18 protein-coding genes are annotated in these 12493 nt (G+C 44.1%); 2 read left to right on the top strand and 16 right to left on the bottom strand.

The window, feature by feature from the left end; all coding sequences use genetic code 11:
• Positions 1-31: 31 nt before the first annotated feature.
• On the top strand, positions 32-2683 hold the full coding sequence (ppc, locus tag ACHUGF_RS15260) for a phosphoenolpyruvate carboxylase (RefSeq protein ID WP_394132495.1): 2652 nt from the start codon (positions 32-34) through the stop codon (positions 2681-2683).
• Positions 2684-2686: 3 nt separating this feature from the next.
• A complete protein-coding gene (locus tag ACHUGF_RS15265) occupies positions 2687-3226 on the top strand; it encodes a YceB family lipoprotein (protein WP_394132497.1) in 540 nt (179 codons plus the stop codon).
• A 39-nt stretch (positions 3227-3265) separates the two neighbouring features.
• On the opposite strand, the gene ACHUGF_RS15270 is transcribed toward ACHUGF_RS15265, so the two are convergent.
• The 16 genes from ACHUGF_RS15270 to rplE all read right to left on the bottom strand — a co-directional run bounded on the left by ACHUGF_RS15270 (position 3266) and on the right by rplE (position 12480).
• Positions 3266-4543 carry a CinA family nicotinamide mononucleotide deamidase-related protein gene (locus ACHUGF_RS15270; protein WP_394132499.1) on the bottom strand — a complete coding sequence of 426 codons (1278 nt, stop codon included), beginning with the start codon at positions 4541-4543 and terminating at the stop codon, positions 3266-3268.
• A gap of 146 nt (positions 4544-4689) precedes the next feature.
• Positions 4690-5085: a 50S ribosomal protein L17 gene (rplQ, locus tag ACHUGF_RS15275; RefSeq protein WP_130600104.1), complete on the bottom strand. Its 396-nt coding sequence runs from the start codon at positions 5083-5085 to the stop codon at positions 4690-4692.
• Between the two features lie 41 nt (positions 5086-5126).
• The gene (locus ACHUGF_RS15280; protein ID WP_394132501.1) at positions 5127-6119 is read right to left on the bottom strand and encodes a DNA-directed RNA polymerase subunit alpha; all 993 of its coding nucleotides are present in this window, start codon (positions 6117-6119) and stop codon (positions 5127-5129) included.
• A gap of 24 nt (positions 6120-6143) precedes the next feature.
• Positions 6144-6764, bottom strand: a complete 621-nt coding sequence (rpsD, locus tag ACHUGF_RS15285) for a 30S ribosomal protein S4 (protein WP_394132502.1) — start codon at positions 6762-6764, stop codon at positions 6144-6146.
• Between the two features lie 29 nt (positions 6765-6793).
• Complete coding sequence (rpsK, locus tag ACHUGF_RS15290; RefSeq protein ID WP_130600098.1) at positions 6794-7186, bottom strand: 30S ribosomal protein S11; 393 nt, start codon at positions 7184-7186, stop codon at positions 6794-6796.
• A 17-nt stretch (positions 7187-7203) separates the two neighbouring features.
• Entirely contained in the window at positions 7204-7560 is a 357-nt protein-coding gene (rpsM, locus tag ACHUGF_RS15295) for a 30S ribosomal protein S13 (protein ID WP_394132503.1), read from the bottom strand.
• A 117-nt stretch (positions 7561-7677) separates the two neighbouring features.
• Positions 7678-7791 (bottom strand): 50S ribosomal protein L36, encoded by a 114-nt coding sequence (gene rpmJ, locus ACHUGF_RS15300; protein WP_006083579.1) that lies wholly within the window; start codon positions 7789-7791, stop codon positions 7678-7680.
• Positions 7792-7812: 21 nt separating this feature from the next.
• Entirely contained in the window at positions 7813-9153 is a 1341-nt protein-coding gene (secY, locus tag ACHUGF_RS15305) for a preprotein translocase subunit SecY (protein WP_394132506.1), read from the bottom strand.
• Positions 9154-9160: 7 nt separating this feature from the next.
• Positions 9161-9595: a 50S ribosomal protein L15 gene (gene rplO, locus ACHUGF_RS15310; RefSeq protein WP_394132508.1), complete on the bottom strand. Its 435-nt coding sequence runs from the start codon at positions 9593-9595 to the stop codon at positions 9161-9163.
• A gap of 3 nt (positions 9596-9598) precedes the next feature.
• On the bottom strand, positions 9599-9781 hold the full coding sequence (gene rpmD, locus ACHUGF_RS15315; protein ID WP_394132509.1) for a 50S ribosomal protein L30: 183 nt from the start codon (positions 9779-9781) through the stop codon (positions 9599-9601).
• A 6-nt stretch (positions 9782-9787) separates the two neighbouring features.
• Positions 9788-10291: a 30S ribosomal protein S5 gene (rpsE, locus tag ACHUGF_RS15320; protein ID WP_394132511.1), complete on the bottom strand. Its 504-nt coding sequence runs from the start codon at positions 10289-10291 to the stop codon at positions 9788-9790.
• A gap of 11 nt (positions 10292-10302) precedes the next feature.
• Complete coding sequence (rplR, locus tag ACHUGF_RS15325) at positions 10303-10653, bottom strand: 50S ribosomal protein L18 (protein ID WP_130600086.1); 351 nt, start codon at positions 10651-10653, stop codon at positions 10303-10305.
• A gap of 10 nt (positions 10654-10663) precedes the next feature.
• Positions 10664-11197 (bottom strand): 50S ribosomal protein L6, encoded by a 534-nt coding sequence (rplF, locus tag ACHUGF_RS15330; protein WP_394132513.1) that lies wholly within the window; start codon positions 11195-11197, stop codon positions 10664-10666.
• Positions 11198-11207: 10 nt separating this feature from the next.
• Positions 11208-11600, bottom strand: coding sequence for a 30S ribosomal protein S8 (gene rpsH / locus ACHUGF_RS15335; RefSeq protein WP_394132514.1), 393 nt, complete (start codon positions 11598-11600; stop codon positions 11208-11210).
• A gap of 24 nt (positions 11601-11624) precedes the next feature.
• Positions 11625-11930 (bottom strand): 30S ribosomal protein S14, encoded by a 306-nt coding sequence (rpsN, locus tag ACHUGF_RS15340; RefSeq protein ID WP_394132516.1) that lies wholly within the window; start codon positions 11928-11930, stop codon positions 11625-11627.
• Positions 11931-11940: 10 nt separating this feature from the next.
• Positions 11941-12480 (bottom strand): 50S ribosomal protein L5, encoded by a 540-nt coding sequence (rplE, locus tag ACHUGF_RS15345; protein ID WP_394132518.1) that lies wholly within the window; start codon positions 12478-12480, stop codon positions 11941-11943.
• Between the last annotated feature and the right edge of the window lie 13 nt (positions 12481-12493).

Below are 12493 nucleotides of genomic sequence, written 5' to 3' on the forward strand. Positions count from 1 at the left end.
TTAATAGGATATTCAGTGATTGGGAGTCATCATGACAGTTGTATCAGCAGATATGTATGCATCACTTAGGGCCAATGTGGGCAACTTAGGCCAAATTTTAGGTGATACTATGCAAAGCCACCTTGGTCCTGCATTTTTGGAAAAAGTAGAACAAATTCGTATTTTAGCCAAAGAATCAAGACAAGGTGATGACTCAGCCAGAGAGCATATGCTAGCCCTGCTGACTTCACTACCCGATGATGAGTTAGTCCCTTTTGCTAAGGCATTTAATCAGTTCCTCAACCTTGCCAATATTGCCGAACAGTTCCACACAATTAGCCGCAATTGTGATGAATTAGTGTGTGTACCAGATCCAGTTGAGCAACTGTTAGGCAGAGTGCTCAATAATGACAAGTTTGACGAAAATGACGTACTTGAATGCCTACGAGAGCTTCACATTGATTTGGTACTTACCGCTCATCCAACCGAGATCTCGCGTCGTACACTCATTCAGAAATACTCATCTGTCATTGACTGTCTCACCGAACTAGAAAACCCGCAGTTAACTGACCGCGAGCAGCAACAATCAACACTCAAATTGCGCCAATTGATCGCACAGATTTGGCATACGAATGAGATCCGTGAAGAACGCCCGACCCCAGTAGATGAGGCACGTTGGGGGTTAAGCACAATTGAAAACTCGCTTTGGCAAGCTGTGCCAGATTTTTTACGTCAGTTAAACGATCAAGTAGAAGAAAAAACTGGCCAGCAATTACCTTTTGATATTTGTCCTGTGCGTTTTTCATCTTGGATGGGCGGCGACAGAGACGGCAACCCTTTTGTCACCGCTAAAGTCACTAAAGAAGTCCTAGATAGAAATCGACATGCGGCGGCGCGCCTTTACCTTAAAGATGTAGTCACTCTTATCAATGATCTTTCTATGCGCCAAGCAAACGAAGCACTGATGGAACTTTCAGGTAACAGTAATGAACCCTACCGTGAAGTGTTGCGAGAACTACGTACTAAATTACGTGCAACAATTGATTTTCTCAATGAGCGATTAGCAGGTCATCATCCAGACGTGGATAAATCGACCTTGATTTGGACTCAAAAAGATCTACAGCAACCACTTGAACTGTTATATCGCAGCTTATGTGACAACGGTATGCGTTTAATTGCTAATGGCTTATTACTCGATATGCTGCGCCGTTTAAGTTGTTTTGGCATTCACATGTTACGCCTAGATATCCGACAAGATGCTGAACGCCATAGCGATGTTATTGCAGAGCTGACTCGCTACCTCGGTATGGGTGATTACAACCATTGGGACGAGACTGAAAAACAAGCCTTCTTACTTAGAGAGCTCACTAACAAACGACCTTTGATCCCAACTAACTGGTTACCAAGCGATGATGTAGCTGAAGTACTTAGCACCTGTAACTTAGTTGCCAAGCAACCTGCTAATGCACTAGGTTCTTACGTGATTTCAATGGCGAGTAAGCCATCTGATGTCCTAGCAGTTTTGTTGCTATTAAAAGAAAGTGGTTGCCAACATCCAATGCGTGTAGTGCCATTATTTGAAACATTAGATGACTTAACCAATGCAGCAGACTGTATCCACCACTTATTAGCAATAGATTGGTATCGCGGTTATACCAAAGGTATGCAGGAAGTGATGATCGGTTACTCAGATTCAGCGAAAGATGCCGGTGTGATGGCTGCTGCATGGGCACAATACCGCGCTCAAGAACAGTTAGTTGATGTGTGTAAGCAAGCTGACGTTAAATTAATGCTGTTCCATGGTCGCGGTGGCTCTATCGGTCGTGGTGGTGGGCCAGCACATAAAGCGATATTGTCTCAACCACCAGGTTCAGTCGATGGCCGTATTCGCGTAACTGAGCAAGGCGAAATGATCCGCTTTAAGTTTGGATTACCAAAACTTGCAGTACAATCACTGGCACTGTATACATCTGCAGTAATGGAAGCTACATTACTTCCACCACCTGCACCTAAACAGCAGTGGCGTGAGTGCATAGAAAAAATTGCAACTGAATCGGTCGAAGCTTACCGTGGAATCGTAAGGCAAGAAAAAGATTTTGTTGCCTATTTTCGCAGTGCAACGCCCGAAGTTGAGCTAGGTAAACTACCATTAGGGAGTCGTCCAGCTAAAAGGCGTATAGATGGTGGCATTGAAAGCTTACGTGCCATTCCTTGGATTTTTGCTTGGTCCCAAAACCGTTTGATGTTACCTGCATGGCTAGGTGCTGGTGAAGCATTACAAGCTGCAATTGAAAGAGGTGAACAGGGCCTTTTACAAGAAATGCAAAACCAATGGCCATTTTTCGAAACCCGTATATCAATGCTTGAAATGGTATATATGAAAGCTGAGCCCAATTTAGCTAAATATTATGAACACTGTTTAGTTGAGGAAGCACTTCAGCCTTTAGGTGAAAAATTACGTCAACGATTACAGATCGGTATAGATGCTGTGTTATCACTTACAGACTCTGGTGAGCTAATGGCTCATACTCCTTGGAACAGAGAATCGGTGAAACTCAGAAACCCATACATTGATCCACTAAACTTCTTACAAACAGAACTTCTTGCTCGTACTCGTAAAGAGCAAACACCTTCGGAAAACGTACAACTAGCATTAATGTTAACCATTGCTGGAGTCGCCGCAGGTATGAGGAATACAGGTTAAGCTATGCGCCTATTTAAAATGTGTCTGATTTTAATGACTGCTGTATTAACTGGTTGTGCTAGTCAATACAGCATTTCTGAGCGTGATATTGAGCGCTATTTGAATAATCAGATGCACTTTGAAGTTAAGCAAGGCAATCAACTAATTGGATTTATGATTGAGCTCAATGACATGAATGTAGAGCTAGGGCATAAACCCGAGACCATGGCTGTGACTGCTAATGCCGAAGTCACAGTCAGTAATCCTATCTTTCCAATTTCGGCAAAGCTAAAAGCCACCTTTGAAGCAAAACCTTGGTACGATAAAGATTCAAAAAGCATCTACCTCAAGCACTTAGACTTGATTGATGTAGAATCTGAACCGGAAGATATTCAAGCCGCCATTGAGCAAATAAGCCCAAGATTAATGCAGTTCGTCAGTCAGTTTTTAACAACCCAGCCTGTATATACGCTCGACGAAACAGATTCGAATCAAGCATTAATGGCAAAGCTTGCTGAAGAGATTGAAATTAAACAGGGTAAAATCATTATCAAATTGAAATAAGAGCCAACTAAGGCTCTTAATGGTTCACAGATAGCCACACTATTTGGCAAAACGCTTAATATTTGGATAATCCACAATGACAGCCTCACCAAGTAATGCACGTCTTAACATGTCATAGGCCACTGCAGCAGTTAAACCGCGAATAATCTCGCGCTTTTTAAGTGGCAGTTTAACCATCTGACTGTGAATACCACCATCTTTAACAGCAAGAGCAATCGCAACTGTACCCACAGGTTTATCGTCAGTACCACCATCAGGCCCTGCTATACCACTTGTGGCAAGCGCATAGTCACTGTCTAGCATTTCCCTAGCACCAGACGCCATTTCTTCAACAGTAGCAATGGAAACTGCACCATGATCGTCTAGAGTTTGAGGGCTAACGCCAAGTACACGCACTTTTGATTCATTACTGTAAGTGACCAAACCATGGTGTAAGTATGATGAACTACCTGGAAAATCAATAAGCTGGCTAGTAAGCATCCCACCAGTACAAGACTCAGCCATACTCAAACTAATCCCAGACTGAAACAATCTTTGATGGATTTCAGATGCCAACGTAGGCACATTATCAGCAACCACAACATGACCCAAAAGCAACCTAATTGCAGAGACAACGTCCTCTAATTGATTGATAGCAGTTTTACCACGAGCAAATACCTTAACCTCTATATGAGGCATTGAAGAGCGATAACCTAACTCGATACCACTGGGTAATTGGAGAGCAGATAAGGTATCTTGAAGGGCAGATTCCCCCTGCCCTATGGTTAAAAGCTTAAAGACTTTTGTAGGTTGGCTGCTACCAAACTCAGTATTTAAAAAGGGTAGGAACTGTTCGTGGATCATTTGCTTAAGTTCAAAAGGCACACCAGGAGTAAAGAAGAACCATGCACGGTTCAATTTAACTCTGAAGCCACAAGCCGTGCCAACAGGGTTATCGACCATGATGGCTGACTCTGGTAATAATGCTTGCTTGAGATTACTCTCGGGCATCAATCTATTACTGGCGGCATACCAATCAATCAATGTGCGCTTCCATTGCTCATTTAAGGTAAGTGGTTCGCCCTTAGCTTTGGCCATGGCTTCTGCTGACATATCATCAGTAGTAGGGCCTAATCCACCATTTACAATGATGACATCTGCATGATGGCTACGGGCAGTGAAAACATCTACCAGGTCATCTAAACGGTCGCCTACCGTTGTACGATGCTGCATTTCAATGCCTTGCTCCATTAAGGTGTTGGCCACCCAAGCAGCATTAGTGTCGATTATTTGACCTGACAACACTTCCTCGCCTGTACAAATCATCTCAAGTTTCATGACATACCCTACATAGTAAATATGCGATCAACTTAGATAAGGTGTTAGTGAAAAGCAAGGTAAAAGGGAAATTGGATTGTAGTGTGGTGAAAAATGGGCATAAAAAAACCGAGCCTAAGCTCGGTTTTTCAATGTAATACTAAATATTACTCAGCTGCTTCAACTTCTTCAGTTTCTGCAACTTCAGGGCGACCGACTAACTCGATGTAAGCCATTGGGGCTTTATCACCGGTACGTAGACCGCACTTAAGAATACGAGTGTAACCACCAGGACGTTCCTGGAAGCGTGGACCCAATTCTGTGAATAACTTACCTACAACTTCAGCGTCGCGGGTACGAGCAAAAGCTAAACGGCGATTTGCAACGCTGTCTACTTTAGCTAGTGTTATTAGAGGCTCAACTACGCTACGCAGTTCTTTCGCTTTAGCTACTGTTGTCTTGATAATCTCATGACGAACCAGTGAGCCAGCCATGTTACGGAACATAGCTTGACGATGACTGCTGTTGCGGTTCAGTTGACGACCACTCTTACGATGGCGCATGACCTAATCCTTATAACCTAAATCTGTACTAAACTGAGAACTTATAGGTCGTCTGCTAAACTAGCTGGAGGCCAGTTTTCAAGACGCATACCTAACGACAGTCCGCGAGATGCTAAAACATCCTTAATTTCAGTAAGAGACTTCTTACCTAAGTTAGGTGTTTTCAACAACTCAACTTCAGTGCGCTGTACAAGATCTCCGATGTAATGAATCGCTTCAGCCTTCAGACAGTTGGCTGAACGTACAGTTAGCTCTAAATCGTCGACAGGACGCAACAGAATCGGATCGAATTCTGGCTTCTCTTCTTCTTCTGGCTTAGCTGAAGATACATCGTCAAGGTTCACAAACGCTTCTAGCTGTTGAGCCAGAATAGTTGCCGAACGACGAATAGCGTCTTCAGGATCGATAGTACCATTAGTGGTCATATCGATTACTAATTTATCTAAGTCAGTACGCTGTTCAACACGTGCCGCTTCAACATTGTAAGCAATGCGTGCAACAGGTGAAAAAGAAGCATCAACCAACAGGCGACCAATTGGGCGATCATCGTCTTCAGTTTGTGTTCTAGCAGAAGCTGGAACATAACCACGACCACGCTCAACACGGATACGCATGCTGATGTCATTATTACCGGTCAAATGACAGATAACATGATCAGGATTCATAACGGTAACATCACCGTCATGTGTGATATCTGCTGCTGTAACAGGGCCTGCGCCTGACTTACTTAGCGTAAGTAAAGCCTCATCTTTACCCTCAATAGTTACCGCTAGACCCTTTAGGTTTAACAATATTTCAAGGATATCTTCTTGTACGCCTTCCTTACTGCTGTATTCATGCAGTACGCCATCAATCTCTACCTCTGTGACAGCACAGCCAGGCATTGATGACAATAGGATGCGACGCAACGCGTTACCTAAGGTATGGCCAAAACCACGTTCTAGTGGCTCTAGTGTAACTTTAGCGCGTGTTGAATTAACCTGCTCAATATCAACGAGACGCGGTTTAAGAAATTCTGTAACAGAACCCTGCATTGTGTCCTCTCTTGTTTGTTAGCTTTACTTAGAGTAAAGCTCGACGATCAGCTGTTCGTTAATATCCGCAGACAAATCGCTACGTTCTGGTAGACGCTTGAAAGCACCTTCCATTTTCGCATTGTCGACTTCTACCCATGTAGGCTTTTCGCGTTGACCAGCAACTTCTAAAGCCGCTTTGATGCGAGCTTGGTTGCGTGATTTTTCACGGATGCTTACAACATCATTCGCAGACACTTTGAATGACGGAATGTTAACAACACGACCGTTAACCATAATTGATTTATGGCTTACTAGCTGACGTGATTCTGCACGAGTAGCACCAAAACCCATACGATAAACTACGTTATCTAGGCGTACTTCTAAAAGTTGTAATAGGTTTTCACCAGTATTACCTTTTAGACGTGCAGCTTCTTTATAGTAGTTACGGAATTGCTTTTCTAGCACTCCATAAATACGACGAACTTTTTGTTTCTCGCGTAACTGTAAACCGTACTCAGACAAACGAGGCTTACGAGCGCCGTGTTGTCCTGGTGCAGCTTCAAGCTTACACTTCGAATCGATTGCTCTCACACCGCTTTTTAAGAAAAGGTCAGTACCTTCTCGGCGGCTGAGCTTGAGCTTAGGACCCAAGTATCTTGCCATGATCTTTCTCCAACTATCCTATAACGTAGTTATACACGACGTTTTTTAGGTGGACGACAACCATTGTGAGGGATAGGTGTCACATCAGTAATGTTGGTAATTTTATAACCAACTGCGTTCAGTGCGCGAATCGCTGATTCACGTCCTGGACCTGGACCCTTCACAAAAACTTCAAGGTTTTTAACACCATAATCTTGTGCGGCAACACCTGCACGCTCTGCTGCAACCTGCGCAGCAAATGGGGTTGATTTACGTGAACCACGGAAACCAGAACCACCTGAGGTAGCCCAAGATAAAGCATTACCTTGACGATCGGTAATGGTTACGATTGTGTTGTTGAAAGACGCATGGATATGAGCCATGCCATCTGCAACCTGTTTACGTACGCGCTTACGCGGAGAACGTGACGGAACTTTAGCCATTTTGGTTTACCTTCCCGTTACTTTCTAATTGGTTTACGTGGACCTTTACGCGTACGCGCATTGGTCTTAGTACGTTGCCCACGAAGAGGCAGGCTACGACGATGGCGGAGACCACGGTAACAACCAAGGTCCATAAGACGCTTGATGTTCATTGAAATCTCACGACGTAAGTCACCTTCTACTTCATACTTGGCAACTTCTTCGCGTAGGGTGTCTATTTGAGCTTCGCTCAATTCCTTGATCTTAGCGTCTTCTGAAATTGAAGTAGCAGCACAAATTTGTTTTGCGCTTGTACGTCCAATACCGAAGATAGCAGTCAATGCAATGACTGTATGCTTATGATCAGGAATGTTAATGCCAGCGATACGGGCCACTATGCACTCCTTAAATGTTAAAGGCCATCTGCGAAAAGCCCGAAAGGATACTCGACAGACGACAATTTTGCAAACAATATTTTTGGTCAGCCCAGACAGGGCTGACCAACTTCTTTACTAGCCTTGACGCTGTTTGTGTTTTGGTTCAACACAGATAACGCGTACAACGCCACTACGCTTGACGATCTTGCAGTTACGGCAGATCTTCTTCACGGAAGCTCGAACTTTCATTTCACACTCCGTCAAGTAATCTTATTTACCAAAGCGATCTAAATTCGCTTTGTTAACAAGATTAGCTTTCTTCATAACAGACTCATATTGATTAGACATCATATGGGTCTGAACTTGAGCCATGAAGTCCATGATTACAACTACAATAATTAGTAGTGAAGTACCGCCAAAATAGAACTGTACTTGCCATGCAATTAACATGAACTCCGGAATTAAACAGATAAAGGTAATGTAAATCGCGCCAGCTAATGTTAGGCGAGTCATTACTTTATCAATGTAACGCGAAGTCTGTTCACCGGGACGTATCCCTGGAATGAATGCACCACTCTTCTTTAAGTTATCTGCAGTTTCACGCGGGTTAAATACTAACGCCGTGTAGAAAAAACAGAAGAAGATGATTGCTGCAGCATACAATAATGAATACAGCGGTTGTCCAGGTGACACAGCTAATGCGAAATCGCTTAACCATGACATGGACTCATTTTGACCAAACCACTGAGCCAGTGTGCCTGGGAACAAAATGATGCTGGATGCAAAAATTGGCGGAATTACACCTGCCATATTAACTTTAAGTGGTAAGTGAGTGCTTTGCGCCGCAAAGACTTTACGTCCTTGTTGACGCTTTGCGTAGTTAACAACGATACGACGTTGACCACGCTCGACAAACACTACCAAGTAAGTTACAGCAAATACAATAACCGCTAACAGCAATAATAGTAACACATTCAAGTCACCTTGACGCGCCTGCTCAGCCGTTTGGCCGATAGCCGATGGTAAACCAGCAACAATACCTGCGAAAATAAGAATCGAGATACCATTACCAATACCACGTTCGGTAATTTGCTCACCTAGCCACATAAGGAACATGGTTCCTGTCACTAGACTCACAATCGCAACGAAGTAGAACGCTGGGCCAGGGTTAGCAACTAAGCCTGGCATCAGGTTCGGTAAACCTGTTGCAATACCGATTGATTGGAGCGTACCCAGTACTAATGTACCGTATCTTGTATATTGACTAATTTTTTTGCGTCCTGACTCGCCTTCTTTTTTCAATTCAGCAAGTGCAGGGTGCACAACAGTCAATAACTGCATAATAATCGAAGCCGAAATATACGGCATGATTCCTAATGCAAAGATAGAAGCACGCTCTAAGGCGCCACCCGAGAACATGTTAAACATGCCAAGGATGGTGTCTTTTTGCTGTGCAAACAAATCGGCTAATACAGCTGCGTCAATACCAGGAATTGGTACAAACGAACCCGCACGGAATACGATTATCGCACCAATCACGAACAGAAGACGGGTTTTCAATTCAGATAAACCGCCTTTCGCGCTTTTTAAATCAAGTCCTGGTTTTGCCATCGACGTATTATTCCTCGATCTTACCGCCGGCAGCTTCAACCGCTGCACGTGCACCTTTGGTTACCTTCAGACCTTTTACGGTCACTGGGCGCTCAATGGTACCTGAAAGAACGATTTTAGCAAACTGGATGTTGCGAGTAATTACGTTCGCATCTTTCAGAGCGTTCAAATCGATAACATCACCGTTAACTTTTGCTAGTTCGCTTAAACGAACTTCAGCTGTTACCAAAGCTTTGCGTGAGGTAAAACCGAACTTAGGTAGACGGATTTTAAGTGGCATTTGACCACCTTCAAATCCTACGCGTACGCCGCCACCTGAACGAGACTTCTGCCCCTTGTGACCACGACCAGCAGTTTTACCTAGGCCAGAACCAATACCACGACCTACACGCTTAGGTGCAGACTTAGCGCCTGCAGCTGGAGATAGAGTATTTAAACGCATTTATTAATCCTCCACCTTAACCATGTAGTAAACTTTGTTAATCATACCGCGAACTGAAGGTGTATCTTCAACTTCAACAGTGTGATTAATGCGACGCAGGCCTAAACCTGTTAAGCATGCGCGGTGCTTTGGTAAGCGACCGATGCTGCTTTTAGTCTGTGTTACTTTAATTGTCTTAGTAGCCATGGTGCATTACCCCCGAATTTCATCAACATTCAGGCCACGCTTAGCTGCAATTTGTGCTGGTGACTTCATGTGCACCAACGCATCTACAGTTGCGCGAACGATGTTGATCGGGTTAGTTGAACCGTATGCTTTAGACAGTACGTTATGAACGCCTGCAACTTCCAATACGGCACGCATTGCGCCACCGGCAATAATACCGGTACCTTCCGATGCTGGCTGCATGTATACACGCGAACCAGTGTGGCGACCTTTAACTGGGTGATGTAAAGTACCACCATTCAGTTCAACGGTTACCATGTTACGGCGGGCTTTTTCCATTGCTTTTTGAATAGCAGCTGGAACTTCACGCGCTTTACCATAGCCATAGCCGATCTTACCATTACCATCACCCACTACTGTTAGTGCTGTGAAGCTAAAGATACGACCGCCCTTAACTACTTTAGAAACACGATTAACTGCAATTAGTTTTTCTTGCAGATCGTCTTTTTGCTGAGCTTCTAATTTAGCCATTTTATAACCCCTTAGAACTTCAGGCCAGCTTCACGAGCAGCGTCTGCCAATGCAGCTACGCGACCGTGATACTTGAAACCAGAACGGTCAAACGCAACTGTTGCTACGCCTTTTTCGATCGCACGCTCAGCAACTAGTTTACCAATTGCTTTAGCCGCATCTACGTTACCGGTACTCTTAAGTTGCTCTGCAACCGCTTTTTCAACAGTTGAAGCAGCTACAACCACCTGAGCTTCAGGATTGATCACCTGAGCATAAATGTGACGTGGTGTACGATGTACAACCAGACGATTCACGCCTAGCTCTTGGATCTTCTTACGTGCACGAGTAGCGCGACGTAAGCGAGATGTTTTCTTATCCATATCGCGTTACCTACTTCTTCTTAGCCTCTTTACGGCGTACTTGTTCGTCTGCATAGCGAACACCTTTACCTTTATAAGGCTCTGGTGGACGGTAGCCACGAATTTCAGCAGCAACTTGGCCAATTAACTGCTTATCAACACCAGAAAGTGTGATATCAGTTTGGCTAGGACATTCTGCTTTTACGCCAGCGGGTAGTTCATGCACTAATGGGTGCGAGAAACCTAAAGTAAGGTCGATACCTTTACCGGCAACTTTTGCACGGTAACCAACACCAACTAACTTAAGTTTTTTCTCGAAACCTTCAGATACACCAATAACCATGTTGTTTACTAATGCACGAGCAGTACCTGCTTGAGCCCAAGCGTTAGTAACGCCTTCAACTGGGCCAAAAGTTACTTGTGCATCTTCAACTTTTACAATGACTGCATCATTGATTACTCGAGTCAGACTACCTTTGCTGCCTTTAACAGTAAGGGTCTGTTCGTTTAAAGTCACCTCTACGCCAGCAGGGATAGTGACTGGTGCTTTTGCAACACGAGACATTACTAACTCCTTACGCTACGTAGCAGATAACCTCACCACCCGTGCCATTTTGGCGGGCGGCACGATCAGTCATCAAGCCTTGAGAAGTGGAAACAATTGCGATACCCAGACCGCCCATCACCTTTGGTAATTCGTCTTTACCTTTGTAAATACGAAGACCAGGGCGACTTACGCGCTGGATAGTCTCAACGACTGGTTTGCCTTGGAAATACTTTAAAGTGATTTCTAATTCAGGCTTAGCTTCGTCTGCTACGGCGTAGTCAGTAATGAAACCTTCGTCTTTAAGTAATTTCGCGATTGCTACTTTTAACTTAGCTGAAGGCATCTTTACAGATACGTGGTTAGCAGCTTGGCCGTTACGAATACGGGTTAACATATCCGCAATAGGATCTTGCATGCTCATATTAGCTTACTCCGTGACAAGTGCTTACCAGCTGGCCTTACGCAGACCAGGAACTTCACCACGCATGGTAGCTTCACGTAATTTGATACGGCTTAAGCCGAATTTACGTAAGTAGCCATGTGGGCGACCAGTTTGATTACAGCGGTTGCGTTGACGCGACGCGCTAGAATCACGAGGTAGTGCTTGCAACTTAAGCACTGCATCCCAACGATCTTCTTCAGAAGTATCAGGGCTGCTAATTAGTGCTTTAAGAGCTAAACGCTTTTCAGCATATTGAGCTACTAGCTTCGCACGCTTTACTTCACGTGCTTTCATAGATGATTTTGCCATTATGCTACCCTTATTTCTTGAATGGGAAGTTAAAAGCGTCTAACAAAGCACGACCTTCTTCATCATTCTTCGCAGTAGTAGTGATAACAATATCCATACCACGAATCTTATCGATTTTATCGTAATCGATTTCTGGGAAGATGATCTGCTCACGCACGCCCATTGCGTAGTTACCACGACCGTCAAACGCTTTTGCGCTTAGGCCACGGAAGTCACGAATACGTGGGATTGCAATGTCAACTAAACGCTCTAAGAATTCCCACATACGCTCACCGCGTAGGGTCACTTTACAGCCAATAGGGTAGCCTTCACGGATTTTAAAACCAGCAACTGATTTACGAGCTACAGTTACGATTGGTTTTTGACCAGCAATTGCAGTCATGTCACGAAGCGCGTGCTCCATAACTTTCTTATCTGCAACAGCTTCGCCTACACCCATATTAAGGGTGATTTTTTCAATCCGAGGGACTTGCATGACACTGGAATAACCGAACTTTTTAGAAAGTTCTGAAATTACAGTCTCTTTGTATTTATCATGCAGTTTCGCCATCGTTTACTCCAAA

The organism is Shewanella maritima (assembly GCF_043643735.1).
Taxonomy (GTDB): domain Bacteria; phylum Pseudomonadota; class Gammaproteobacteria; order Enterobacterales; family Shewanellaceae; genus Shewanella; species Shewanella maritima_A.